Raw genomic sequence first — 24782 nt, forward strand, 5'->3', positions numbered from 1 at the left:
GTGGCTCTTTTATCAGAACGGTAAACTATGTTTCGGCTTCAGACGGTCACATGCAATCCGCGCCCCCGACGACGCGTCGGTGAGCGCTCGTGACGGATCTCGTCGCAGTACTCACCGACCGGGGGCGCGTCAGGGACGTCGTCTCGTACGCGCTACGAGAGGCGCGCGACGCGGACGACGGCACGAGCACGACGGTGCGTTTCAGCATCCCCGTCGGGAGAGCGGGTGATACGGTCCCATCGGCTACCGGCGAGATGCTCGCCGCACGCGTCACCGAACTCGTCGCCGCGAGCCCCTACGGCTCGCTCGACGTCGAGACGACCACGGTACGTGTCGACGGGGAGACCCCCGACGAGCGCGTGCGTGCGCTCGTCGAGTCGATTCCAGCGACCGCCACGGACCTCGTCGTGATGCCCGGCTTCAACGAGTTCACCGTCGCCGCCGTCACGGACGCGCTCGCGGCCGCCGGCCGCTCCGGCCTCGACGTCGAACGTGCTCTCGTCGACCGACGCATCGTGCGGTCGCCCATCGCGGTCACCTCCACCACCGCGCGACTGGTGGCGACGTTCGCCGTCGCGTACGCGTTCTACCTTTTGCTGGGCGACCCGACCAAGCCCTTCGACCTGGCGACCGGTGCGGTCAGCGCGGCCGTCGTCACGCTCGTCCTCGGCCGCGTCACGTTCGAGACCGAACCCTCGATAGCGGACGTCGGCCGGCTGCTCCGTGCGCTCGCGTTCCTCCCGTACCTCCTCTGGGCGGTCGTCCGCGCGAACCTCTCGATGGTCGCGGTCGTCCTCTCGCCGAAACTCCCCATCGAACCGAGCGTCGTCCGGATCCCCGCCCCGGAGGGCCGCATCGCGCGTGCGCTCCTCGCGAACAGCATCACGCTCACGCCGGGCACGCTCACGGTCGACGTCACCGACGACGAACTCGTCGTGCACGCGCTCACCGCAGCCACTCGCGACAGCCTCGAGGAGGGCTCGCTCGCTCGCGCCGTCGACTTCGTCGTTCACGGCCACGACGCCGACGCCCCGACTACCGGCGGTCGAGGTCCCGACCACGTCCCATCCGGAGGTGACCGGTCGTGACCTCGCCGCTCCTCGCGGGCGTCCTGCTCGCCGGCGCGACGGCGCTCGTCGCGCTCGCCGCCCTCGTCCTCGGCCGCGTCGTCCGCGGACCGACGACGCCCGACCGCGTCGTCGCCGTCAACGTCGTCGGCACCACCGCGGTCGTCGTCATCGCGCTCCTGAGCGCCGCGCTCGACGAACCGGGGTTCCTCGAGGTCGCCATCGTGTACGGCCTCCTGAACTTCCTGCTCTCGATCGGGCTCGCGAAGTTCACCATCGAACGCGGCGGGGTGCTCTGATGGCCCTCGCAGCGGCTCCCGCGATGGTCCCCGCCCAGCTCGCGTGGACGCCCACGGCGATAGTGGTCGCGGCGCTCGTCGCAGCGAGTGCGTTCTTCTCGTTCGTCGCCGTCGTCGGCTTCTACCGGCTCCCGGACGTGTACGCTCGCGCGCACGCCGCCTCGAAGAGCGAGACGCTCGGGGCACTCTTCGGGCTCGCCGCCGCCGGCGTCGTCGTCGGTACCACCGGCGAGCTGTTCAAGCTCGTGTTGCTCGCCCTGCTCGTGCTCGTCACGGGCCCGACCGCGGCACACGCCATCGTCAGGTCGGCGTACGACGCCGGCACCGAACCGTGGACGCACGACGACGAGGACGAAGCCGGCGGCACGGACGGCGACGCTACCGTCGCGACCGACGGCGGCCAGAGCGCCGACCACGCTAGCAGCGTCGACGACGCGGAGGTGTCGCGATGACGACGCTCCAGGTCGTCGCACCGACGCTCGAGGTCGCGGTGTCCGTGGCGCTGCTGTCGTTCGTCGTCGTCGTCGCAGTCCTCACCGCGGTCGTCCGGGACGTCCTGACGGCCGTGGTCGTGTTCGCGGCGTACAGCCTCGGGCTCGCCATCCTCTGGGTGCTCTTCCACGCGCCCGACGTCGGCCTCACCGAGGCCGCGGTCGGCGCTGGCGTGACGACCGCGCTCTTCCTGCTCGCCATCAGCCAGACCGTCCGGCCGGCCGGCGGCCGGACGCTCGTCGACCCGCGGACGGTCAAGCCGTCGTCCGTGGTGGTCGCCCTCGGCGTCACCGTCGGCCTCCTGTTGACGGTGCCGGCGCTCCCCCCGGTCGGCGCGGCGGACACGCCCGCGTTCGGACCCGTCAGCGACTTCTACCTCGCTGACGCCGCCGACCGTGGCGTCGACAACGCCGTCACGGCCGTGCTCGTCGTCTACCGCGGGTTCGACACGTTCGGCGAGATCGCGGTCGTGTTCGCCGCCGCCGTCGCCGTACTGGCCGCACTCGGCCGGGAGACCCTCGCATGAGCGACCGCAACCGCAGCGAGGGCGCGGACGACACGACGACGCGGACGCGCTCGGAGTTCACGGACAGCCCCGTCGTCACGACGACGGTACGACTGCTCGCGCCGTTCGTCCTCACGTACGGGCTGTTCACGCTGTTCCACGGGACCGCGAGCGTCGGCGGTGGCTTCCAGGGTGGCGTCGTCGGCGGCGCGATGGTCATCACGGTCGCGTTCGCGTTCGGCATCCGCCCGACCGCGGAGTGGCTCGACGAGCGCGCGCTCGTCGCACTCGTCGTCGCCGGCCCCGTCGTCTTCGGCGTCGTCGCGCTCGCAGGGCTCGCCTCGGGTGGCGCGTTCCTCCAGTTGGACGTCCTCCCCATCCCGAAGGCGACCGTGTACGCCACCGAAGCCATCGAGATCGGTATCGGTGCGACCGTCGCCGCCGTCATCGTCGTGCTCTTCCTCCGCATCGCGGACGGCTACCGCGAACCCACCGTGGAGACTCCCGCGGACCTGGAGGGCCCCGGCGACGCGGACCCCTCGGTCGGGGCTGGAGGTGCGAGCGATGACTGACCCGCTGTTCGGCGTCGGCGCGTGGTTCGCGCACGCCGTGTTCGCGGTCCTCGTCGGCGTCGGCCTGTTCGTGCTCGTCGACGACGACAACCTCGTGAAGAAGGTCATCGGGCTGAACATCTTCCAGACCGGCGTGTTCCTGTTCTTCGTCACGAGCGCGTACCGCGCCGACGGGAAGGCACCGCTGGTCACCGGCCCCGGGCCGTACGTGAACCCGCTCCCGCACGTCCTCATCCTGACCGCCATCGTCGTCGGCGTCGCGGTGACGGCGGTCGCGCTCGCGCTCGTCGTCCGCATCTACGGCGAGTACGGGACGCTCCGCGAGGACGTCATCCGCGAGGTCCGTGCCGCCGAGCGCGAGTCAGCCGCCGCCGAGGCGGCCGAGGAGGGGTCGCGATGACGCCCGCCGACCTCCTGCCGCTCCTGGTCGCGCTCCCGCTGCTCGCGGCGGTCCTCCCGTTGCTGGCTGCACGCGTCCGCCGGGACCTCGTGCGAGCGGTGACGGTCGCCGCGCTCCTCGCGCAGGTCGCACTCGCGCTCGCAGTGGCAGCGTTCGTCGCGACCGACGGCCCGCTCGCGACCGTCGTCGGCGACATCCCGGCCGCGTTCGGGATCGGGCTCGCGGTCGACGAACTCAGCGCGGTCGTCGTCGTCCTCGTCGCCGTCGTCGGCGTCGCCGCGTTCGCGCTCGCCGACCCCGACACGACCGGGCCCGAGGGGAGCCTCTGGCTCCTGCTCGTCGCCGGGTTCACGGGCGTCGCCGTGACAGCGGACGTGTTCAACCTGTACGTCTTCCTGGAGATATCGGGGCTCGCCGCGTACGCGCTCGTCGCGACCGGTCGCGGCGTCGACGCCGCGTTCGCCGCGTTCAAGTACCTCCTGGTCGGGACCGTCGGCGCGACCCTGTACCTCCTCGGCGTGGGGTACGCGTTCGTCGCGACCGGCACGCTCTCGATGGCCGACCTCGCCCCGGCGCTCGCCGCCGCGGGGTACGACTCGACGCTCGTCGTCACCGCGTACGCGCTCATCGCGGTCGGCCTCGGCGTGAAGCTCGCGCTCTTCCCGCTGCACGCGTGGAAGCCGGACGCGTACGCGGCCGCCCCGGGTTCGGTCGCCGTCGCGCTCGGCGCGCTCGGCTCGACCGTCGCCGGGTACGCGCTCGTCCGCATCACGTACGGCGTGTTCACCGCTGACTTCCTCGCGGCCGTCCCCGAGGTCCAATCCCTCATGGTCGCCGCCGGTGCGGTGAGCGTCGCCGCCGGCGGCGTCCTCGCACTGCGCGCGACCGACGTCCGACGGCTGCTCGCGTACTCGTCGGTCTCCCAGTTCGGCCTGTTCGCCGTCGGCGTCGCGCTCGCGCACCCCGTCGCGCTGACGGGCGCGCTCGTCGCGCTCGTCGGGCACGCCGTCGCGAAAGGCGGCCTGTTCGCCGCGACGGTCGCGGTCGAGGCACGCACCGGCGCGCGCAGCGTCGGCGAGTACGCGCGCCTCGCCGCCGCCCTCCCGGTGACCGCGGCGGTCGTCGCGGTCCTCGCGGCGAGCCTGGTCGGCCTCCCGCCGACCGTCGGCTTCGCGGGCAAGTGGTACCTCGCGCTCGGCGCCGTCGAGACGGGCGCGTGGGTCGCCGCGGCGGTCGTCGTCGCGAGCACGCTCCTCAGCCTCGGGTACGCCGGGCGCCTCGTCGAGCGCGCGTACCTCGCTCCGGAGTCGACCGATGACGCGGTCGCGACCGACGGTGGCGCCGACGCCGCCGTCGGTCCCGACGCCGAGGCTTCCCGGGCGACGACCGCGCTCGCCATCGCCGTCGCGGCCGCGGTCGTCGTGCTCGCAGTCGGCGTCGGCGCGGGCGCGCTCGCGGACTGGCTCGCGCCGGTCGTGGAGGGGTGGCTATGACGGACGTCGCCAGCGTCCTCCCGCTGCTCGCGGTCCTCGTGCCAGCGCTCGCCATCCCGCTGATACTCGCGTCCGGATTGCGACCGAACGTCCGCGAAGCGTGGACGGCGCTCGCCGGCGTCGGCACGTTCGCGGTCGTGCTCGCGATGGTCCAGTCGCCGGACACGCACGTCACGACCCTCGGGTCGTACCTCGGCGTCGAGTTCGCGCTGCGCGCGGACGCCGCCGGTCTCCTGTTCGCGCTCCTCGCGAGCACGCTCTGGCTCGCCACGAGCCTCTACAGCGTCGGCTACATGCGCGGGCTCGACGAGGGCGACCAGACGCGGTACTTCGCCGCGTTCGCCGCGTCCATCTCGGCCACGATGGGCGTCGCGCTCGCCGCCGACCTGCTCTCGCTGTTCGTGTTCTACGAACTGCTGACGCTCGCGACGTACCCGCTCGTCGTCCACGGGGGCGACACCGCGGCGAAGGCCGCCGGTCGCCGGTACCTCGCGTACACGCTCGGCGGTGGCGTGCTCGTCTTCGGCGGGCTCGTGCTCGTCGGCGCGCTCGCGGGCACCGTCACGCTCGCCGCCGGCGGCATCGCCGGGCTCGCGACCGCCGACCCGACGCTCGCACGCGCCGCGTTCGCGCTGCTCGTGACCGGGTTCGCCGTGAAGGCCGCGGTCGTCCCGCTGCACGCGTGGCTGCCCGCGGCCATGGTCGCGCCGACGCCCGTCTCCGGGCTCCTGCACGCCGTCGCCGTCGTCAAGAGCGGCGCGTTCGGCGTCACGCGCGCGGTCCTCTACGTCTTCGGCCCAGAGACCGCGAGCGACCTCGGCCTCGCGACCGCACTGGCCGTGTTCGCCGCTGCAACGATGATCCTCGCGGGCGTCGTCGGCGTCCGCCAGGACAACCTCAAGCGCGGGCTGGCGTTCTCCACCATCAGCCAGCTGTCGTACATCGTCCTCGGCGTCGCACTCCTGACGCCCCTGGCCGCGTTCGGCGCGCTCCTGCACGTCGTCGCCCACGCGTTCATGAAGATCACGCTGTTCTTCGTCGCCGGACTCGCGTACGTCGAGACCGGCGAGAAGTACGTCAGCGACCTCGCGGGCGTCGGTCGCCGGCTCCCGATAGCGATGACCGCGTTCGCCATCGCGGCAGCAGGCCTCGTCGGGTTCCCGCTCGTCGCCGGGTTCGTGAGCAAGTTCCACCTCGTGCTCGGGGCCGCCGACAGCGCGAACCCGTGGTTCGTCGCCGCGTTCCTGCTCGCGGGGCTCCTGAAGCTCATGTACTTCTGGCCGGTCGTCTACACGGCGTTCTACGGTGGTCGTGACGACGACACCGACGCCGGCACGCACCCGTTCGCGCCCGCCCACGACGAGCCGACGACCGACCGCGGTGAGGACGGTGGTGGCGAAGGAACGAACGTGCCGACCGCGACCGACGGCGGACATGCGTTCGCGCCCGTTCCGGGCCTGGAGACGTCGCCCGCGCTCCTCCTGCCCGTCCTGTTCACGGTCGGGATGGCGGTCTTCCTGGGCGTCGCCCCCACGGCGCTCCCGTTCTGGGAGCTCGCCGAGACCGCGGTCGCGGAGGTGTTCAACTGATGGACGCCCTGCTCGCGGTCCCGCCGTGGGTCGCGTTCCTCGTCGCCGCCGCGGTCGCGCTCGTCGCACCGCGGAAGGTCGGCTACCTCGTGGGCGTCCTCGCGACGCTCGCGACCGTCCCGTGGATACTCGCGTCCCCCACCGGGAGCGCGCTCGTCGTCGCCCCGCTCGGGTTCGAGCAGACGCTCGTCCGCGTCGACGCGCTCGCCCGCCCCGTCGCGGCCGTGTTCGGGTTCGTCGCCGCACTCGCCGTCGCGTACGCGTACGCGACCGACGCCGACGCCCGCACGAACGCCATCGCGCTCGCGTACATGGGCGCCGGCGTCGCCGCCGTGCTCGCCGGCGACTGGCTGACGCTCCTGCTCGCGTGGGAGCTCATGGCGGTCACCGCGACCGTGCTCGTCTGGCATCACGGCGGCGACGCCGTCCGGCCAGCGTTCCGGTACGCGGTCTACCACCTCGTCGGTGGGACCCTGCTGGTCGCCGCGGTCGCGCTCCACTACGTCGACGCCGGGACGTTCGCGTACGACGCCGGGTTCACCGCGGGCCTGCCGACCGCGCTCGCCATCCTCGGCGTCGGCGTGAACCTCGGGTTCGTCGGCGTCCACCACTGGGTGCCCGACACCTACCCGATGCCCCACGTCGCGTCGAGCGTCGTCCTCGCCGGGTTCACGACGAAGGTCGCCGTGTACGCCCTCGCTCGGTTCGCGCCCGACGGGAACGTCCTCGTCGCGTGGATGGGTGGCGCGATGGTGCTGTACGCGGTCTCCCAGGCCATCCTCCAGACGGACGTGCGCCGGCTGCTGTCGTACCACATCGTCTCCCAGGTGGGGTACATGGTCGCCGCGGTCGGCGTCGGCACCGCGGCCGGCACCGCCGGCGCGGTCGGGCACCTCGCGACGCACGTCCTCTACAAGGGCCTGCTGTTCATGGTCGCCGGCGCAATCATCTACCGCGTCGGCACCGGGTCACTGAAGCGACTCGGTGGCCTCGGCCGCCGGATGCCCCTGACGTTCGGGGCGTTCCTCGTCGCGGCGCTCGCCATCAGCGGCGTCCCCGGGTTCAGCGGGTTCGTCAGCAAGGGCCTCGTCGTGAAGGCCGTCGACAAGGCCGGTCCCGAACTCGCGTGGCTGCCCGTGGACGCGAACGTCCTCTGGTGGGCGCTCGTCCTCGGCGGCGTCGGCACCGTGCTGTCGTTCGCGAAGTTCGGCTACTACGCGTTCGTCCGCGACGCCCCTGAGGACCTCGCGGTTCGGCCGGCGCCGCGATGGCTGGCGGTCGTGCTCGTCGTCGCCGCCGTCCCGAGCGTCGCCTTCGGCGTCCTCCCCGACCTCCTGTACGGCGCACTCCCCGGTGACACCGGTGGGTTCGCGCCGTACGCAGCGAGCGAACTCGCGAAGGCCGCCGCCAGCACCGCGGTCGGCATCCTCGGGTTCCTCGCACTCCGCGGCCCCATCTCGCGGCTGCCGGTGGTCGACGTCGACCGCGTCCTCTACCCCGCCGGGAACCGCGTCGCGAACACCACGGCACGGGCGCTCGACACGCTCGGCGCTCGCGCCGACCACACCGTCTACCGCGCGTGGCGAGCGACCGTCGCCGCGATCGACAGCGAGGACCCACGCGACGTCCTCGGCGGCCCCGTCGGGCGCACGCTCGCCATCGTCGCCGCGACCCTCGCGCTCGCACTCCTCGTCGCCGGTATCGCCTGAGAACACGCAATCGAGACACTACAACACCACAATGACGACCGAACGAGACACCCGATTCGAAGCGAAGACCCCCGACTACGACGCGCTCGCCACCTGGCTCGAAGACCGCTACGACGACGACCTCCGATGGGTCGCGGACTTCCACACGCCCTCGTACAAGTACGACGTGCGGTACATCCGCGACGACCTCAAGACCGAACTCTCCACGCGACAACTGGACATCATCATCCACCGCACGATGGGGTTGTTCGATCGTGCGTACGTCGAGGAGGTGTACACGCACCTCGGCGACGCCTGCGCGCTCGTCCTCCAGCACGAGAAGGCGACCGCCGTCCACGTCTACCTCTCGGACACGGACGGGTTCGTCGTGAAGCTCCGCGCTGGGATCCCCGTCACGATCCCGGACGACGTCGACGCGTGGCTCGACGTGCTCTACGGAGGTGGGGAGTGACGCTGAACGGACTCGACGACCTCGACAGACACATCCTGTTCGCCCTGCAGCAGGACGCCCGGGAGTCGTCGTCGAACCAGATAGCCGAGCGGATGGGCGTGTCACCGAGCACGGTCCGCAAACGCATCGACCGGCTCGAGCGCGAGGGCGTCATCGACTCGTACCGCGCGGACGTGGACTACGCGAAAGCGGGGTTCGACCTCCAGATACAGATCGTCTGTACCGCGCCCATCCCCGAGCGCGAAGAGCTGACGGACGGCGCGCTGACGATATCGGGCGTGGTCAGCGTTCGCGAGATCGCGACGGGAGAAGCGAACGTGGTGGTGCGCGTGGTCGCGGAGGACAACGACGACCTGAATCGCATCGCGCGCGAGCTCTCGGATCTCGGACTGGCGGTGAGCGACGAACAGCTCATCCGGCGGGAGGAGGGCACGCCGTACGACGGGTTCGAGCAGGCTGGCGGCGTGTAGGCGACGCAGGATTCGAGCAGGCTTGTGGCGGACAGGCGACGTGCGGTCCGACGGCACACGCGGTCCGTAAACCAAAGTATTCTTGCAGGTTGACGAAGACGCGGTGAACATGAGACGTCCCTACGCAGCCAGCGAGTGGTCGCGATGAGCACGCACACCGAGAACGTCGACCTCGTGCCCAGCGACGTCGTCGTCAACCTCGCCCGAGCGGCGTTGCTGGCCGCGCTCGTCGGTGCGTTCGCGTACGTGAAGTTCCCGAACCCGGTCTCGCCCATCGAGGTGACGCTCCAGGTCCTCGGCGTGTTCCTCGCCGGCATCCTCCTCGGCCCGCTCTGGGGTGGCGCGTCGCTCGGCCTCTATCTGGCCGCTGGCGCGCTCGGCGCGCCGATATTCAGCGGCGGCGCGGCCGGGGTCGGGCACCTCGTCGGGCCGAGCGCCGGCTACCTCTGGTCGTACCCGATCGCGGCCGCACTGGTCGGGTTCCTCGCCCACGGCGGCGTCGAGACGCGCTCGCTCGAGGACCTCGCAGTGTGGCGCCTCGTCGCCGCGATGGTCGCCGGGACCACCGTCATCTACGCGCTCGGTATCGCCGGCCTGGTGGTCGTCGTCGGCTACGGCCTCGGGAAAGCGTTCGGCGTGGGCGCGGCCGCGTTCCTCCCCGCCGAAGCCGTGAAGATCGCCGCGGCGGTCGGCATCGTCCGGAGCGACGCCCTCCGAGTCGAATGACGCCGATTCGCGGGGGGAGTCGGACGACATGATCGTCGTCGACGACGTCTCGTACGCGCACGGCGACACTCGCGTCCTCGACGAGGTCTCGCTGTCGGTCGACGACGGCGAGTTCGTCGTGCTCGCCGGTGCGAACGGCGCCGGGAAGACGACGCTCGTCCGGCAGTTCAACGGCCTCCTCGAACCCGACGCGGGCAGCGTCCTCGTGAACGGGACGCCGGTCCACGCGGACCTGGTCGCCGCGCGGGCGGCGGTCGGGATGGTGTTCCAGGACCCCCGCGACCAGTTCGTCGCCGCCACGGTCGACGCGGACGTCGCGTTCGGCCCGGAGAACCTCGGGGTGTCGCGGGATGCAGTGTCGGCGCGCGTCGAGGACGCGCTCGCCGCGGTCGGCATGACGGGTCGGGGCGAGGAGCGCCTAGACGAACTGTCCGGCGGCGAGCAGTCCCGGGTCGCCATCGCGGGAGCGCTCGCGATGGACCCCGATTACCTCGTCCTCGACGAGCCGTTCGCGAGCCTCGACGCGCCCTCGCGGGAGTCGGTCCACGAGCACCTCGCGGCGCTTCACGCCGACGGGACGAGCGTCGTCGTCGTGACTCACGACGTCGGCGTGGTCGCGGACGTCGCGGACCGCGTCGTCGTGCTCGCCGACGGACGCGTCGTCCGCGAGGGCTCGCCGCCCGAGCTCCGCGGGGAACTGGGCGAGCACGCGGTCGCGACCTGGTGACCGTCGATGCGATACGAACCAGGGGAGTCGCTGCTGCACGCCCTCGACCCACGCTCGAAGCTCGCGCTCCAGGTGGCGTTCGCGGTCGCCGCGTTCGCGCACACCACCCCTCGCGGGCTCGCCGCGCTCACGCTGCTCGCCCTCGGCGTCCTCGCCGCCGCCCGACTGTCCCCGGTCGCGGTCGTCTCCGACCTCCGCGTCGTCCTCCCGTTCCTCGTGCTGGCGCCACTCGTCGAGGGCGCCCGACTCGGCGCGCCGTGGTTCGACGTCGCCGCCGCGCGGTTCCCGGCGCTTGCGGCGTACCGCGTCTTGCTCGTGCTCCTCGTCAGCGCCGCGTACGTCCACACCACCCGGACGCGTCAGTCCCGTGCGGCGGTCCAGTGGCTCGTCCCCGGCCGGGTCGGGCAGCTCCTCGGGATGGGCGTCGCGCTCGTCTTCCGGTTCGTTCCGGTACTCCTCGACGACGTCAGGCGGTCGCGCGCCGCGATGCGGGCGCGACTCGGGTCGGAACGACCGCTCCGCGACCGGATGCGTCTCGTCGCGACCAGTGGCCTGAACCGCGCGTTCGCCCGCGCCGACGCCCTCGCGGTCGCGCTCCAGGCGCGTTGTTTCGCCTACAATCCGACGCTGCCACCGCTCTCGTTCGACCGACGGGACTGGGTGGTGACGCTGTCCGCGTTCGCGCTCGCCGTCGGCGCGCTCGCGGTCTGAGCCTGGCGACGGCGACGTCGAACCGGACTCTCCGCAATCTTGTGGGGATAACACATTTCTGTCCCGGTCGAGTACCGGACTGCATGGAACCGTTCCAGAACACGAACCAACCGGACTGGGACTGGTGGTCGCGGCTCTGGCCGACGCCCGGCGCCACGCTCCGAGCGCTCGGCATCGACCGCGGCGACGCGCTCGCCGAGGTCGGCTGTGGCAACGGGTACTTCGCGCTCCCCGCGGCCCGCGTCGTCGACCCCGCCACCGTCCACGCCGTCGACCTCGACCGGACGCTCCTCGCTGAACTCGACGAACTCGCCGCACTCCACCACGTCGAGAACCTCGAGACCTCCCACGCCGACGCCCGCGAGATGGCCGACGTCCTCCCCGAAACCGTCGACGTCGTCCTGAACGCGAACACGTTCCACGGCGTCGACGACGTCGCCGCCTTCGTCACGAGCGCGCACGACGCCCTCGGACCCGACGGCGAGTTCGTCGTCGTGAACTGGCACGACACCCCACGCGAGGAGACCCGCATCCACGGCGCCGCCCGCGGCCCACCCACCGACCTCCGGCTCTCCCCCGCCGAGACCGAACGCGTCGTCACCGGCGCGGCCGCGTTCGACCCGGTCGAGACCGTGGAGTTACCGCCGTACCACTACGCCGTCCGCTTCGAGAAAGAACCGGGTGCCTGACCGGACTCGCCCTACCGGAGGTGCGAGAACGGGTCGCCCTTCGCGGCCGCGAGTCGGTCCACCTGCTCCTGGGTGAGCTCGACCTCGGCCGCGCGGAGGTTCTCCTCGAGTTGCTCGACGGTGCGGGCACCCACGATAGGCGCCGTGACGCCGTCGCGATGCAGGAGCCACGCGAGCGCCGTCTGCGCGACGGTCGCACCGACCTCGTCGGCCACCGCCTCGAGTTCGCCGAGCACGTCGAAGTTCTCCTCGGTGAGGTAGTTCTCGCGGAAGCGGTCACCGAGCCCCGCCTTCGTGTTCTCGGGATTCCGGTCGTCGCGTTCGTACTTCCCGGTCAGGAACCCCTGCCCGAGCGGGCTCCACGGGACGATACCCATCCCGTACGACTCGCACATCTCCTTGTAGCCGGCCTCGATCTCGCGGTCGACGAGGTTGTACCGCGGTTGCGTGACCGAGAACGGCTCCCAGCCCTCCCGTTCGGCGATCTCGTTCGCCTTCGCGATCTTCCAGGCGTCGGGCTCGAACGAACTCGCGCCGAGGTAGTGGACCTTCCCGTCCTCGACGAGCCCGTTCAGCGTTCGCATGAACTCGCGGACGGGCGTGTCGTCGTCGATGCGGTGCACGTAGAGGAGGTCGATGGCGTCGACGCCGAGTCGGTCGAGCATCTCGTCGATGCTCCGCCGGATGTGCTTGCGGTTCAGGCCACGGCCGTTCGGGCCGTCGCGGGTCGGCCAGTAGATCTTCGACGCGATGACGTAGTCCGCGCGGTCGCGGTCCGCGAGCCAGTCGCCGATCCACTCCTCGCTGTCGCCGCCGCCGTAGACGTCGGCGGTGTCGATGAAGTACCCGCCGGCGTCGTCGTACGCGTCGAGGAGGTCGAGCGCCGCGTCGCGGTCGATCTCGACGGAGCCGTCGGCGGCCTCGCGGCCGAATCGCCACGTGCCGAAGGGGAGTTCGCTGACGGTCAGTCCTGTCGAACCGAGGGAGACGTCGTCGATTGTTACGTCCATGATTGAGTCGTCGCCACCGCGAGTCATAAAAGCGTTCGATGCCCGCGGGCGTTTCCGGCTTCGACTCGGCGAGGGCGTGGCCGGGCGTCGGCCGCGTTCGCCGTCAGGAGTCCCGACCGAGTGCTCGACTACGTTCGCCGTCAGCAGTCGTCGAACGCCTCGCCGGTCACTGCGAGGTCGCCGTCGCTGGTGATGCGGATGACGATCCGGACGCAGCGCCTGTTCTCGGTGGCGTAGGACTCCAGGGACGCTTCGATGCGGTCCTCGCCGAGGGCAGCGTGGACGGTGTCGGCGGTACCGACGTCGACTGGCTCGTGGAAGACGCTGCTGTGGCCGGCCTCGACGACGACCGTCTCCGCGAACGCTTCCGAGGCGTCCTCGGCCGTGATTCGAATCGAGACGGCATGAGTGTCGTCGTCCTGGTTCTCGACCTCCACAGCGTCGAGGCGAACGCTGGGGCTGTTCGTCGACCACCGGGAGCTACACCCGGCAAGCGCGGCGATACCGGGGACGGTGGCTGCCAGGATTCGGCGACGCGAGAGACGACCGGTGGCGCGGAGTCGGGTCACTCGTCTGACGAGCGTACGCTCCACTGGCTCTTGAAAAACGTGCCTTGACTGTACGAACGGCTCGCGACTCATGGCCCTGGATTGGGTCGCTCCGAGGCCACGGCTGCGGTGACTCCGGTCGGTTGATGGTCTCGAACCAGCACGGGCACTCTGTCGGGACAACTGTTAACGTGCGACGGTTCATTTTGTCCGGTATGCCAACCGACGACGTGACCGACCTCGTCGCGACGCTGCACTCGCACCTCGAAGCGACCGGCGAACAACCGGTCGCCCCGAAGGAGAGCCGGTGGCTCGGCGAAGCGGAGGCCATCGCGGCGGACCTCCGGTACGCCGACGACCTGGCCCCGTCGACGGTCCGCGAGCGCGCGTCGAAGGTCGAGCGACTCCTCGCCGAGGTCGAGGACACGGGGAGTCCGGACGCCGACGAGCACGTCGCGGCCGCCCGTCGCTGTCTCGACCGTCTCGACGGCGCGCTCGAGGAAGCCGCCTGACGCGATCACGCGGTGTCGTCCACGCCGCCGACCGCGTCGACGGCGGCCTCGATGACGTCGACGACGCCCGGGACGAACGCGGACTCGCGAGCGGCAGCGTCGGTCGGCGTCGTCCACTCGACGACGTCCGCGTCGGTCTCCGGCTCGACGTCGCCCGTCGTCTCGCTCGCCGCGACGACGAACGTCGTCGAGAAGTTGTACCGCCCGAGCGGATGCCGTTTCACCGTGACGTCGAACAGTTCGAGTGCGTCCGGGTCGACCGCGAGGTTCGTCTCCTCGCGGAGCTCGCGCGCGGCCGTCTCCGCCGCCGACTCCGGGAGCTCCTGGTGGCCGCTCGGCAGGTCGAACTTCCCGGTCCGGTCGTGCTCGAACGCGAGCACCGTGCCAGCAGCGCGGTCGACGACTGCGACGCCGACCACGGGGACCGCGGCCCGCCAGTGAACGACGTCGCACTCGGGACACCAGCACCGGAGCCGCCCGTCGATGCGCTTCTCGTCGGTCTCGGTACCACAACGCGGACAGTACGCCGCCTCGTACGCGGACGGGGCGTCTCCGGTCATTGTCGAGACATCGACCCGGCAGGGGAAAGTGATACGCCCGGAACGACCGCGGTCGCTGAGAGCGCGGTCTGGCGTGGTCGCTATGGGTTCGCTCTGCGGTAGGCTGGCTGGTGGTCGCCGACCGCGACGCCGGAGAGTCGTGCACGGGGATGCGGAACAGTTCACCAGAGTACTTCGCCGTCCATTCCCCGGAGTGCTCGCGACGAAAGGTCGAAGGTGTGCGGCGTTCGATTCCTGCACCATGTCGAGGCCCCAACTCCCGGCGACGACCGTCGCCGTCGAACCGAGGTGCTGGCGGTGACCGTCGAACTCGATGGCGAAACGCTCGCACCCGAGGACGTCGTCGCCGTGGCCCGCGACGGCGAACGCGTCGCGCTCCCGGACGCCGCCCGGGAGCGCGTCCGCGAGTCCCGCGAGCGCGTCGCGGACGTCGTCGACTCCGGCGAGGCCGTCTACGGCCTCAACACGGGGTTCGGCGACCTCGTCACCGAACGCATCCCGCGCGAGGACGTCGAGACCCTCCAGACGAACCTCCTCCGGAGTCACGCCGCTGGCGCGGGCCGCGAGTGCACTCGCGAGGAGGTCCGCGCGATGCTCGTCACCCGAGTGAACGCGCTCGCGAAGGGCTACTCGGGGATCCGCGAGCGCGTCGTCGACAACCTCGTCGCGTTCCTCAACGAGGGCGTTCACCCGGTCGTGCGCTCGCGGGGGAGTCTCGGTGCGAGCGGCGACCTCGCGCCGCTCGCGCACCTCGCGCTCGTCCTGCTCGGCGAGGGCGAAGCCCACGTCGAATCGCCCGACGGTGGGCCGCCGAGCGACCGCGAGCGCGTGGACGGTGCGAGCGCGCTCGACGCGGCCGGCGTCGACCCCGTCTCGCTCGCGCCGAAGGAGGGGCTCGCGCTCATCAACGGCACCCAGTTGACGGTTGGCATCGCTGCGATGGCCGTCGTCGACGCCGAACGCATCCTCACCGCCGCGGACGTCGCCGGCGGACTGACGACGGAGGTGACGATGGGGACGACCGCGTCCTGCGACGCGGCCCTCCACTCGGTCCGCCCGCACGACGGCCAGCAGGCGAGCGCGAGGAACGTCCGCACCGCGACCGCCGGCAGCGAGATCGTCGAATCGCACCGGAACTGCGACCGCGTCCAGGACGCCTACGCCATCCGCTGCCTCCCGCAGGTCCACGGCGCAGTCCACGACGCCGTCGCGCACGTCCGCGAGGGCGTCGAGACGGAACTGAACAGCGCGACCGACAACCCGCTCGTGTTCGCCGCGGACGCGACGGACCCGCGAGCGAGCGGTACCGAGCACGCCGCCGTCCTCTCCGGCGGGAACTTCCACGGCGCGCCGCTCGCGCACCGCCTCGACTACCTCACGGCCGCGATGACGGACCTCGCCGCCATCAGCGAACGCCGCACCGACCGGCTCCTGAACCCGAAGCTCCAGGAGGACCACCTGCCGGCGTACCTCGCCGCCGACCCCGGCCTCGAATCTGGATACATGATCGCGCAGTACACGAGTGCGGCACTCGTCAACGAATGCCGGAGTCTCGGGCGTGCGGCGACCGACAACACGCCGGTCTCCGGCGGCCAGGAGGACCACGTGTCGATGAGTGCCGGCGCGGCGATGCACGCCCAGACCGCGATAGCGAACGCCGCGACCGTCGTCGGCGTGGAACTGCTCTGTGGCGCGCAGGCGCTCGAGTACGTCGACGAGGACATGTCGCCCGGCGTCGGAACCGGTGCTGCGGTCGACGCCGTCCGCGAGGTCGCGCCCGCGCTCGACGCGGACCGACAGTTGTCCCCGGAGATGGACGCCGCCGGCACGCTCGTGCGGTCTGGACTCCTCGCGGAGCGCGTCCGCGAGGCCGTGGAGGGCGACCTCGCCTGAGTCGCCGTCCGGCTCGCCGCGTCGCTCGACGACCGCTTCAGCGATTCAGAGGTCGTAGTGCGCGACGTCCGTCGACCCGCAACAGCCACAGGTGTCGGTCTCGTCGCGGAGACGCGTCCCGCACCGGCGACATTCGACGAACGAGGACTCGCGTGGCCTCCCGCTGAGCGCTTGCCGTAGTCGGTCGAACATACGCCGTCCCACTCACGGCTTGGGGATAAGTAGTGACCACGTACGGTGAAAGTGGAAACCGGATGCAGAGACTCCGATGGCAGTGATTACCACGAAGCGGCCTTTGAAGAGCAAGGTCGCGTCCGACGCGTCGAGAGCCGGGGCGTCGTCCGACGTCGACGGTCACGGACGCCGACGGTCACGGGCGTCGACCGTCACGCGCGTCGTCGTTCGTCGAGGACGGCTCGGAGTTCGTCGGGACCGTCGGCGACGACGTCCGCGTCCTCGAGCGTCGAGTCGGCGTTCGCAGTCGTCCGGTACGCGACGGCGGTCATCCCGGCTGCTCTGCCGGCGGCGAGCCCGTGTGCGGAGTCCTCGACGGCCACCGCCGCGTTCGGGTCGACGTCGACGCACGCTGCCGCGGTCTCGTACACGTCGGACGCGGGCTTCCCGGGGCCGTCGACGTCCCCGGCGCTGACAACGGCGTCGAACGCGTCGCGGAGCTCGAACCGGTCGAGGACGCGGTCGATCCACCGGTGCGGGGACGACGAGACGAGCGCCACCGCGACGTCGTCGCCGCGGAGGTCCGCGAGCAGCGAGTCGAACCCGGACATGAGTTCGACGCGCTCGTCGTAGAGTTCCCTCGCGGCGTCGTCGTAGGTCGCGAGGTAGCCGTCGACGTCGACGGTCGTGCCGTACTCGCGGTCCAGGTACGCGTACGCGTCGCGGACGTTCATCCCGGTGATCTCGCTCGCCGTGGGGCCTTCGCCTGATTGGGCGTCGACGACGTCGGGGAGGATGCGCTCGTTCTCCAGGGGCACCCAGTGGCGTTCCGAGTCGACGACGACGCCGTCCATGTCGAAGAAACAGCCGTCCATACCCGGCAGATCACTCGCCGACGGCAAACCCGTTGTCGATGTTCGGCGACAGCAGCCACCCGCTCGAGGGTGACTGCGGCCGTCGTCCGTCAAAAGTCGGATCGAACTCGTCGCGCGCGGAACGGCCCGGGGCCGTCAGAACGGCGGGCTGTAGTCCTCGTACTCGTCCATGTCATCCATCTCGTCGGTCTTGGAGGGCATGACGGCTGCGCGTGGGCCGCCGGCGCGGACGACCTCGACGTCCTCGATGCCGTCGACGTGCTCGGGGAGGCGCTTCTCGATCGCCTTCATCGTCATCGGGGCGATCCCGCAGCCGGAGCACGCGCCGCCGATGGCGACGGTCGCCGTGCCCGCCGCCTCGTCGACGTCGCGCACCTCGAAGGAGCCGCCGTGCTGCTGGATTTGCGGGACGTTGTTGCTCAGGTAGTTCCGGGTCTGCCGTTCGAGGCCTTGGGTACTCATACACGACCGACTCGGGGCCATAAGGTAATAAATCTGAGGGATTAGGGGTGCCTAAAAACGCCAGCTGTAGCGCCTGATACGTCTTATTCTGTATATCTCCGCCACTCGATGCACGTTCGCTGAAATTTTTCGTGTGGCCTAGAACTGGCCGTTCTTCCAATAGCGCGTCGCGACCCGGTCGCGGGCGATTCCGGGAGGTCCCGCTCGCGTGGACCGCACCCCCATTATTTAGGTTGGCCTAAATTCCGAAAGCCACTTATTCCTTTAGGTGAGCCTAAACCGCATGGAGGGCGCAGACGACAGCGGGGCGACCACCTGGCGACGCGCGAGAGAACGAGCCAGCGCCCCCGTCAGAGCCGCACGGCGACGAGCGACGATGGAGGAACGCAACCTGCGAGCGGAACGAACGGCCTACGACCGGTTCCGGACGACGGTCGCCGACCTCGACGTGGACGCGCCGACCACGGCCTCGAGCAGCGCCGCTACCGGCGGTCTCGCAACCGTCACCTCGATGCTCCCGTCAGTCGGCGGGTCCACGGCGACGTGCGAGGACGTTCGCGAAGCGTTCGCCGAGACCGTCCAGCCGCACAGCGTGGCGGACATCCAGGCCGACGAACCACTGATGGAGACGATCCGCGCTGAGCTCGGTGACGACCTCGCGGTCGCACTCGCACCGGGCACCGACGTCACGTTCGACCGCGCTCTCCGCTCGTCGGTCCTGGACACGGTGACCGACCGTCTCGCCGAGATCGACGCGGTCGTCGACGCGCTCGAACGCGAGGTGGCGTCCCTGAACGCGGTCGCGGACCACGTCGCCACGACGTTCGACTGGCTCGCCGCGGTCGACCGTGACCCACTCGATGCGCTCTCGTTCGACGCGCTCCGCGCACGCCACGCCGACGTCGCCGCGAAACGCGAGGCGACCGACGCCGTGGCCGCCGACCGACAGTCGTTCCTCCGCGCGCGCACCGGCGGCGGCGTCGACTGCGACGTCGCCCACGACGGCGTCAGCGAGTACCTCCACGGCACCGACACGTATCCGGCGCTCGACGCGCTCGCACGAACGAGCAGCGTCCTCGACGACTGCCAGCGAACCGTCAGAGCGCACCTGACGCGGAGGGCCTGAACCCGTGAGGTCGACGTCGGAGGCGACTCGATGAGCGGTCGCGCCCGGTACCTGCTCGCGATGTACGTCGTCGAATCCCGCGAGGACGCCCCGGTGTCGTCAGGCGAGGTCGCGGCGCTCCTCGACCGGTCGCCCGCAGCGGTCACGGAGGCTCTCGGGCGCCTCGACGACGCCGGCCTCGTCGAACTGGAACCGTACGAGGGCGCGACGCTCACCGAAGCGGGTCGCGACGCCGCCAGCGAACTCCACGAGTCCTACGTCCGGCTGTCGTGGTTCTTCAGGAGCGTCCTCGACCTCGACGACCACGAAGCGGAGGCCATGGAGCTCGCGGGCGCGGTGAGTCCCGACGTCGCCGCGAGACTCACCGACACCCTCCCCTACGACGACACCGACCAGGCGAGACCGCTCGACGGTCGCGACGGGTCCGACGACGACACCGACCAGGCAGGGGCGCTCGACGACCGCGGCGGGCCCGACGACGACTCCTGAGAGGCGTACCCCTATCACGCCGCGGGTCGTTCGAGCCGGTATGCGCGCCGCAGTGCTGGAGGCGTACGGCGAACCGTTACGTATCGAGTCGATCCCGCGCCCCGACCCCGACGCGCACGGCGTCGTCGTCGACGTCGAGGCGTGCGGGGTCTGTCGGAGCGACTGGCACTCCTGGATGGGCCACGGCGAGTGGGCGGACGACCAGGTCCCCATCGGGCAGGTGCTCGGGCACGAACCGGCGGGCGTCGTCGCCGACGTCGGCGAGCGCGTGGAGACGCTCGCGCCCGGGGACCGCGTCGCGGTCCCGTTCAACCTCGGCGACGGGTCGTGCTCGCAGTGCGTGAGCGGGCACGGGAACGTCTGCGAGGACGGGTACGCGCTCGGGTTCAAGGAAGCAGCCCCTGGTGCGTTCGCGGAAGCCGTGCACGTCCCGCACGCGGACTACAACGCGGTGTCGCTTCCGGACGACGTCGGGTTCGAGGAGATGGCGGCGCTCGGCTGCCGGTACGTCACCGCGTTCCACGCGCTCGCGCATCGCGTCGACGTGGACGCAGGTGACTGGGTGGCCGTCCACGGCTGCGGTGGCCTCGGGCTCGCGGCCGTCCAGGTCGCGTCCGCCCTCGGCGCGGGCGTCGTCGCCGTGGACGTCCGCGACGACCCGCTCGCGTTCGCCGTCGACGTCGGCGCGACCGAGACCGTCGACGCGAGCGATACCGACGACGTCCCGGGCGCTATCGAGACCCTCACCGACGGTGGCGCGCACGTCTCCATCGACGCGCTCGGCCGGGCGGAGACGTGCCGGAACAGCGTCGAGAGCCTGCGGTCGCGCGGCGACCACGTCCAGCTCGGCCTCACGACCGACGCGGAACGCGGCGAGGTGTCGCTCCCCATCGACGCGATGACGCGCTGGGACGTCTCCTTCCACGGGTCCCGCGGGATGCCGCCGACGCGGTACGACGAACTCCTGCGGACCCTCGAGGCGGGCCGACTGGACCCCGGCGCGCTCGTCTCGAACCGCGTCGCGCTCGAGGACGTCTCCGACCGACTCGCCGCCATGACCGAGTACGACACGAGCGGTATCGAGGTCGTCACCGAGTTCTGACCGAGGTGACGCCCGGCCGGTCGCGACCGGGCGCGTTCAGACGTACTCCTGGAGGACGGGGATCTCGTCGATGCGGTCGTCGTCGAGCAGGGTCGCGTCGACGCCGTGCGGTCGGTCGTACGACGTCTCCGTTCGGACGACGCGCTCGGGCGTGCAGACGAGGTCCATCGGAACGTCGTGTGCACCGGGAGCAGGCGTCTCGCGGACCTGACGTTCGTGGACGGTGGTCGCGACCGTCGTCGCGTCGTCGACGAGCCCACTCGCCGAGAGCACCGCCCACTCGAGGTCGCTGTATCCTTCGCCCTTCCCGACGCGAGCGCCCGCCTCGGAGACGGCGACGCTCCCGGAGAGCACGAGGTCGACGTGTCCGAGCGCGTCCACGCCGACGGTGTCGGCGTACCGGTCGACCTTCGACACCGTCGCCGCGGCGTCGTACTCGTCTGGGTCGAGGCGCTCGGGGTCGAGTTCGTAGAACGGTTCCTCGCTCGCGAGACGGGGCACCGCCATGTAGACCGTCTTCCCTTCACGGAGCGCGCGTCGACGAAGCGACAACTGGGGGGCGTCCGGGTTCGCCTTCACGACGTCGGCGTCCGCCCAGGCGTCCGTCGCCGCGAGCCGGTCGCCAGCGGCCTCGGCGCCGGCGAAGTTCGGGATGCGGCCGTGCGGCGGGAACGGGAACCGGGCGACGCCCGACGCCTCGAGCTCGTCCCACACCGCCTCGCGGAGGTCGTCCTTGTCCATACCGTCACCGCGGGCCGTGACCGACAAAACACTTGCAGTCCACGACACCAGGGGTGTCGGTGTCGTCGACGGCCCCGACCGCGACCGACTCGCGGTCGGTCCTCCGGAGCTGCGCTCGAAGGACGGACGTCGGCCTCTTAGAACAGCGAGATGCCCGCGGTGACGAGGTCGCCGACGGTGAGCGCGAGCACCAGCCCGACGAACATCGGGACGATGAACGGGATACCCGGCGACACCCAGACCCGCTCGGACGCGGCGAGCACGTCGAGCCCGGCGCGCAACGACTCCGGCGACGTCCCGTACGCGTCGCCCTCGACGTCCTCGAGGAACGCCTCGGCGCCCCAGGCGTCCTCGAACCCGTCGTCCTCCGCGTTCTCGTCGAGAGCATCGGCTTCGTCGACCGAGTCGGCCTCGTCGGAACCGGGCCGACCGTCCTTCGACGCGGACTCGTCGCGGTCCGATGCGACAGCAGGGTCGGACTCCTCCATGGACGCCTCGGCCGCCGACGCGTGTGCATCGAGGTTCCCGTCAGTGGGGTCGTTCGGGTCCGCGGGGAGCGTCGCCGGGTCGCGCAACTCGCTGGCGCGAGCGCGGACCGCGTCGAGGGACGCACCCCGCCAGCGCAGGTACATCCGGAGGGCGTCCAGGTCGAGAGTCCCCGCCGTCATCCCGTCGTTGCGGCCCATCAGCGTCCCGTACCGTTCGTCGACGCTCCCCGCGTCCACGCGCTTTCCGAGGAACATCGGGAGCGCGAACTCGCCGTTCGCCGCGTTCCGCGCGAACAACGCGAGCGGGTAGAGAACGCCCGCCAGGACCGTGTTCGTCAGGATGGTGAACGCGAAGCTCCCGAGCGGGTTCTCGTTCCCGGGGAGCGGCAGGACGACGCCGGCGACCTCGTAGACCGGATAGATGGGGAACAGCAGCGAGAGCACGAGCAGCGCCTTGGCGTCCGCGCCACCGAACCCCCCGAACAGCCAGAAGAGGTACGCGACGGGTGCGACCACGCCGAGGCTCACGATCGCCGCGGGGAGGACGTTCGACGCGAACGGGTACCCCGGTGCGAGGCCGCGCTGGACGGTGAGCGCGAGGAGGACGACGCCCCCGACGAACAGCGGCGGCCACACGCGGTTCGGGATGCGTCGGGTTCGAACGTCGGTGTAGGCTGCCCACGCGAAGAAGGGGACGACGAGGAGTCGTAGCAGGTCGAGGACGGAGTTCGCGTACGCGGAGGTCACGTGTCTGCCGGTCGTACCGCGAGCAAGGATAAAAACCTCCGCATCGAATCGGGCTTCGAGCCTGCGGTCGGTTCCGCGAGCGTCGCCGTCGGTTCCAGCGACGCGTGGACTGCGACGGTGCGGGCATCGAGCCGCGAGCCGACCCGGCGGTTTAAGTCGACGGGGACGGGAGTGTACGGCGAGAGACAGGCGTGTTCGGCCAGTTACTCCACATCGTCCGGTCCGGCAGTCCGCGGGAGCGAGCGACCGCCATCGCGGTGCTCCTCAGTACGACGGGTGCCATCGTGCTCGTCGTCGGGTCGTTCGCGTCCGTCGCCGCGTACTACCGGGGCGTCGTCGGGAACGCGTTCATGCTCGGCCTGCTGGCGTTCGCAGTGTTCTGGATGGCGTTCGTCCTCCTCGGGGACGCGGTCCTCACGCGCCTGTTCGCGGCCGAATGACCCGTCAGCCCCGTCCCGTCAACGCCGCGATGCGGGGACTTTTGTCCGTGTCAGCCCACGTACGGTCGTGAAGCCGTTCGATGCGGTGCTGTTCGACCTCGACGGAACGCTGTGCGAGCGCACGCAGGACACCGACGCGCTCTATCGCGGGGCGTTCGAACGGGTCGGGGTCGCCCCGTTCGGCGAACCAGAGGAACTCTGGGCGTCGCTGAGCGGCCCACCGGACCACGACGACCAGGTCGGCTACATCGGTGCCGGGTTCGCCAGGCTCGCCGCTCGCCACGGTCGCTCCGAGGTCGACCCGCTCGCGCTCGCAGCCGCCCTGACGGACCGCGTCGACGACCGACAGGTGGCGCTGGTCGACGGTGCTGACGCGGCACTCACCGCTGCGCGTGCGAACGGATCCGTGGGGTTGGTGACGAACGGACCGGAGCGCCGCCAGCGACCGAAGTTGGACGCGCTCGGTATCACGGACCGTTTCGACGTGCACGTGTACGCGTTCGACCTCGCGCGGCGCAAGCCCCACGCGGATCCGTTCGAGCGCGCGCTCGACGCGCTCGACGTCGTCCCCGAGCGGGCGCTCTACGTCGGCGATTCGTTGTCGTACGACGTCGCCGGAGCACACAACGCCGGGCTCGCCGCGGCCTGGCTCCGGTCGGACGCGGACGACCTGAACGGGTACGACCCGGAGTACGTCCTCGAAGCGCTCGGCGACCTCCGAGGACTCCTCGGGAGCGACCCGTGACCGCGTTCGACGACGCCTTCCCCGAGCCGGCGTTCCGCCGTGCCGGCGAGACGGCGCTCGCGGCGGCGACGAGCGACCGGCCGCGCGCCGTCGAATCGTTGGGTCGCGGGAACCGCAAGCGGACGGCGCTCGTCCGGTTCGAGGAGCGTGACCCCGTCGTGGTCCAGGTCTGCCCGGAGCCACGCTGGCTGGCGACGGAGTCGGTGCTCCTGGGCGAGATCTCCGAGCGGACTGACGTCCCCGTTCCGCGGGTGCTCGCCGCGGGCGCGACGGACGGGGTCGCGTTCCTCGTGACGGCGTACGTCCCGGGGGAGGACCTCCACGAGCGGTTCGTCGACCTCTCGAGGCGACGCCAGCGAGCGGTCGCTGGCGCGTTCGGCGCGTCCCTCGGCGCGCTCCACGCGGCGTTCTCCTTCGACGGGTACGGGGAACTCGCGGTCGAGGACGGCGCTCTCAGGGCGCGCGAGACGGACTGGTACGACTGGTTCGTCGCGTATGGTCGACGGGTCGTGGAGCGACTGCCAGCCGAGTTCGACGGCCTCCGCGACCGACTCGAGGCCGTGCTCGTCGAGGGCGCGACCGACCGGTCCCCGACGGCTCGGTTGTTCCCGTGGGACCTCCGCCCGGGGAACGCGCTCGTCGCCGACGGCGACCTCGCCGCGGTGCTCGATTGGGAGGCGCCGCTGGCCGCCGCCCCAGCGCTCTCGGTGGCGAAGGCGTCGTACCTCGTCGCGGACTGGTACGTCGACGACCCCGGACCGCTCCGCGAGGCGTTCGTCGCGGGCTACGAACGGGTTCGACCGTACCCGACCGTCCGGTCCGCCCACCGCGTCGCCGCCATCGCCGACAGCGCCGTCGACTCCCGCGGGACCGTCACGAACCCCGGGTACCCGGAGCGCGAGCGCGACGCCGCGGTGGCGTTCCACCGCAGCGCGCTCGCGGATTGCCTGTAACCGCCGACGGGCAGGCG

The 24782-nt window shown here is 71.1% G+C and carries 31 protein-coding genes; 23 read left to right on the plus strand and 8 right to left on the minus strand.

The features are described from left to right. Positions 1-89 precede the first annotated feature (89 nt). From LI336_RS10915 to LI336_RS10985, 15 genes are all read left to right on the plus strand, one after another. The gene (locus LI336_RS10915; RefSeq protein ID WP_227133161.1) at positions 90-1088 is read left to right on the plus strand and encodes a Na+/H+ antiporter subunit E; all 999 of its coding nucleotides are present in this window, start codon (positions 90-92) and stop codon (positions 1086-1088) included. Next, complete coding sequence (locus LI336_RS10920) at positions 1085-1366, plus strand: cation:proton antiporter (protein ID WP_227133162.1); 282 nt, start codon at positions 1085-1087, stop codon at positions 1364-1366. Before LI336_RS10915 ends, LI336_RS10920 begins: the two co-directional genes overlap by 4 nt. Next, positions 1366-1818, plus strand: coding sequence for a monovalent cation/H(+) antiporter subunit G (gene mnhG, locus LI336_RS10925; protein ID WP_368408367.1), 453 nt, complete (start codon positions 1366-1368; stop codon positions 1816-1818). The genes LI336_RS10920 and mnhG overlap by 1 nt, the downstream gene beginning before the upstream one ends. Then, positions 1815-2384: a DUF4040 domain-containing protein gene (locus LI336_RS10930; RefSeq protein WP_227133163.1), complete on the plus strand. Its 570-nt coding sequence runs from the start codon at positions 1815-1817 to the stop codon at positions 2382-2384. Before mnhG ends, LI336_RS10930 begins: the two co-directional genes overlap by 4 nt. Then, positions 2381-2935 carry an MnhB domain-containing protein gene (locus LI336_RS10935; protein ID WP_227133164.1) on the plus strand — a complete coding sequence of 185 codons (555 nt, stop codon included), beginning with the start codon at positions 2381-2383 and terminating at the stop codon, positions 2933-2935. Before LI336_RS10930 ends, LI336_RS10935 begins: the two co-directional genes overlap by 4 nt. Beyond that, positions 2928-3335, plus strand: coding sequence for a cation:proton antiporter subunit C (locus tag LI336_RS10940; protein WP_227133165.1), 408 nt, complete (start codon positions 2928-2930; stop codon positions 3333-3335). Before LI336_RS10935 ends, LI336_RS10940 begins: the two co-directional genes overlap by 8 nt. Next, the gene (locus LI336_RS10945) at positions 3332-4828 is read left to right on the plus strand and encodes a proton-conducting transporter transmembrane domain-containing protein (protein WP_227133166.1); all 1497 of its coding nucleotides are present in this window, start codon (positions 3332-3334) and stop codon (positions 4826-4828) included. Before LI336_RS10940 ends, LI336_RS10945 begins: the two co-directional genes overlap by 4 nt. Then, positions 4825-6417: a proton-conducting transporter transmembrane domain-containing protein gene (locus tag LI336_RS10950; protein ID WP_227133167.1), complete on the plus strand. Its 1593-nt coding sequence runs from the start codon at positions 4825-4827 to the stop codon at positions 6415-6417. Before LI336_RS10945 ends, LI336_RS10950 begins: the two co-directional genes overlap by 4 nt. Next, a complete protein-coding gene (locus LI336_RS10955) occupies positions 6417-8126 on the plus strand; it encodes a proton-conducting transporter transmembrane domain-containing protein (protein WP_227133168.1) in 1710 nt (569 codons plus the stop codon). The genes LI336_RS10950 and LI336_RS10955 overlap by 1 nt, the downstream gene beginning before the upstream one ends. A gap of 31 nt (positions 8127-8157) precedes the next feature. After that, positions 8158-8577: a DUF7522 family protein gene (locus LI336_RS10960; RefSeq protein ID WP_227133169.1), complete on the plus strand. Its 420-nt coding sequence runs from the start codon at positions 8158-8160 to the stop codon at positions 8575-8577. Beyond that, the gene (locus LI336_RS10965; protein WP_227133170.1) at positions 8574-9047 is read left to right on the plus strand and encodes an Lrp/AsnC family transcriptional regulator; all 474 of its coding nucleotides are present in this window, start codon (positions 8574-8576) and stop codon (positions 9045-9047) included. Before LI336_RS10960 ends, LI336_RS10965 begins: the two co-directional genes overlap by 4 nt. Before the next feature lie 144 nt (positions 9048-9191). Then, positions 9192-9773 carry a biotin transporter BioY gene (locus tag LI336_RS10970; RefSeq protein WP_227133171.1) on the plus strand — a complete coding sequence of 194 codons (582 nt, stop codon included), beginning with the start codon at positions 9192-9194 and terminating at the stop codon, positions 9771-9773. Positions 9774-9801: 28 nt separating this feature from the next. Continuing rightward, positions 9802-10500, plus strand: coding sequence for an energy-coupling factor ABC transporter ATP-binding protein (locus LI336_RS10975; protein ID WP_227133172.1), 699 nt, complete (start codon positions 9802-9804; stop codon positions 10498-10500). A 6-nt stretch (positions 10501-10506) separates the two neighbouring features. Further along, positions 10507-11211, plus strand: coding sequence for an energy-coupling factor transporter transmembrane component T family protein (locus LI336_RS10980; RefSeq protein ID WP_227133173.1), 705 nt, complete (start codon positions 10507-10509; stop codon positions 11209-11211). A gap of 83 nt (positions 11212-11294) precedes the next feature. Further along, on the plus strand, positions 11295-11900 hold the full coding sequence (locus LI336_RS10985) for a class I SAM-dependent methyltransferase (protein WP_227133174.1): 606 nt from the start codon (positions 11295-11297) through the stop codon (positions 11898-11900). 11 nt (positions 11901-11911) lie between these two features. On the opposite strand, the gene LI336_RS10990 is transcribed toward LI336_RS10985, so the two are convergent. Both LI336_RS10990 and LI336_RS10995 read right to left on the minus strand, forming a co-directional pair. After that, complete coding sequence (locus LI336_RS10990) at positions 11912-12910, minus strand: aldo/keto reductase (protein ID WP_227133175.1); 999 nt, start codon at positions 12908-12910, stop codon at positions 11912-11914. A gap of 140 nt (positions 12911-13050) precedes the next feature. After that, positions 13051-13347, minus strand: a complete 297-nt coding sequence (locus LI336_RS10995) for a hypothetical protein (protein ID WP_227133176.1) — start codon at positions 13345-13347, stop codon at positions 13051-13053. Between the two features lie 326 nt (positions 13348-13673). Here LI336_RS10995 and LI336_RS11000 point away from each other — a divergent pair, with 326 nt between their 5' ends. Continuing rightward, positions 13674-13970 (plus strand): DUF8152 family protein, encoded by a 297-nt coding sequence (locus tag LI336_RS11000; RefSeq protein WP_227133177.1) that lies wholly within the window; start codon positions 13674-13676, stop codon positions 13968-13970. A 5-nt stretch (positions 13971-13975) separates the two neighbouring features. Here the strand turns inward: LI336_RS11000 and LI336_RS11005 are convergent, their stop codons facing one another. Continuing rightward, complete coding sequence (locus tag LI336_RS11005; RefSeq protein ID WP_227133178.1) at positions 13976-14530, minus strand: NUDIX hydrolase; 555 nt, start codon at positions 14528-14530, stop codon at positions 13976-13978. A gap of 297 nt (positions 14531-14827) precedes the next feature. Between LI336_RS11005 and hutH the strand changes: the two genes are divergently transcribed. Further along, positions 14828-16423 carry a histidine ammonia-lyase gene (hutH, locus tag LI336_RS11010; protein ID WP_368408368.1) on the plus strand — a complete coding sequence of 532 codons (1596 nt, stop codon included), beginning with the start codon at positions 14828-14830 and terminating at the stop codon, positions 16421-16423. A gap of 45 nt (positions 16424-16468) precedes the next feature. Here the strand turns inward: hutH and LI336_RS11015 are convergent, their stop codons facing one another. From LI336_RS11015 to LI336_RS11025, 3 genes are all read right to left on the minus strand, one after another. Next, positions 16469-16615 (minus strand): hypothetical protein, encoded by a 147-nt coding sequence (locus LI336_RS11015; RefSeq protein ID WP_227133179.1) that lies wholly within the window; start codon positions 16613-16615, stop codon positions 16469-16471. Positions 16616-16809: 194 nt separating this feature from the next. Continuing rightward, positions 16810-17472, minus strand: coding sequence for an HAD family hydrolase (locus LI336_RS11020; protein WP_227133180.1), 663 nt, complete (start codon positions 17470-17472; stop codon positions 16810-16812). 135 nt (positions 17473-17607) lie between these two features. Next, positions 17608-17934 (minus strand): NifU family protein, encoded by a 327-nt coding sequence (locus LI336_RS11025; RefSeq protein WP_227133181.1) that lies wholly within the window; start codon positions 17932-17934, stop codon positions 17608-17610. Between the two features lie 283 nt (positions 17935-18217). Between LI336_RS11025 and LI336_RS11030 the strand changes: the two genes are divergently transcribed. The 3 genes from LI336_RS11030 to LI336_RS11040 are packed head-to-tail and all read left to right on the plus strand — an operon-like array spanning position 18218 to position 20651. Next, positions 18218-19060, plus strand: coding sequence for a DUF7260 family protein (locus tag LI336_RS11030; protein WP_438267277.1), 843 nt, complete (start codon positions 18218-18220; stop codon positions 19058-19060). A gap of 30 nt (positions 19061-19090) precedes the next feature. Next, the gene (locus LI336_RS11035) at positions 19091-19549 is read left to right on the plus strand and encodes a metal-dependent transcriptional regulator (RefSeq protein ID WP_227133183.1); all 459 of its coding nucleotides are present in this window, start codon (positions 19091-19093) and stop codon (positions 19547-19549) included. Between the two features lie 40 nt (positions 19550-19589). Continuing rightward, positions 19590-20651, plus strand: a complete 1062-nt coding sequence (locus LI336_RS11040) for a zinc-dependent alcohol dehydrogenase family protein (RefSeq protein ID WP_227133184.1) — start codon at positions 19590-19592, stop codon at positions 20649-20651. A 36-nt stretch (positions 20652-20687) separates the two neighbouring features. On the opposite strand, the gene LI336_RS11045 is transcribed toward LI336_RS11040, so the two are convergent. Together LI336_RS11045 and LI336_RS11050 are read right to left on the minus strand one after the other, a co-directional pair. Then, entirely contained in the window at positions 20688-21392 is a 705-nt protein-coding gene (locus LI336_RS11045) for a 5-formyltetrahydrofolate cyclo-ligase (protein ID WP_227133185.1), read from the minus strand. Between the two features lie 137 nt (positions 21393-21529). Next, a complete protein-coding gene (locus LI336_RS11050; protein ID WP_227133186.1) occupies positions 21530-22627 on the minus strand; it encodes a prepilin peptidase in 1098 nt (365 codons plus the stop codon). 191 nt (positions 22628-22818) lie between these two features. On the opposite strand from LI336_RS11050, the gene LI336_RS11055 reads away from it, so the two are divergent. The 3 genes from LI336_RS11055 to LI336_RS11065 all read left to right on the plus strand — a co-directional run bounded on the left by LI336_RS11055 (position 22819) and on the right by LI336_RS11065 (position 24765). Beyond that, positions 22819-23067 (plus strand): hypothetical protein, encoded by a 249-nt coding sequence (locus LI336_RS11055; protein ID WP_227133187.1) that lies wholly within the window; start codon positions 22819-22821, stop codon positions 23065-23067. A gap of 67 nt (positions 23068-23134) precedes the next feature. Then, entirely contained in the window at positions 23135-23812 is a 678-nt protein-coding gene (locus tag LI336_RS11060; RefSeq protein WP_227133188.1) for an HAD family hydrolase, read from the plus strand. Then, positions 23809-24765, plus strand: coding sequence for a phosphotransferase family protein (locus LI336_RS11065; RefSeq protein WP_227133189.1), 957 nt, complete (start codon positions 23809-23811; stop codon positions 24763-24765). Before LI336_RS11060 ends, LI336_RS11065 begins: the two co-directional genes overlap by 4 nt. The last annotated feature ends 17 nt before the right edge of the window (positions 24766-24782 follow it).

It is taken from the genome of Halorubellus salinus (assembly GCF_020567525.1).
In the GTDB taxonomy this organism is placed as follows: domain Archaea; phylum Halobacteriota; class Halobacteria; order Halobacteriales; family Natrialbaceae; genus Halorubellus; species Halorubellus salinus.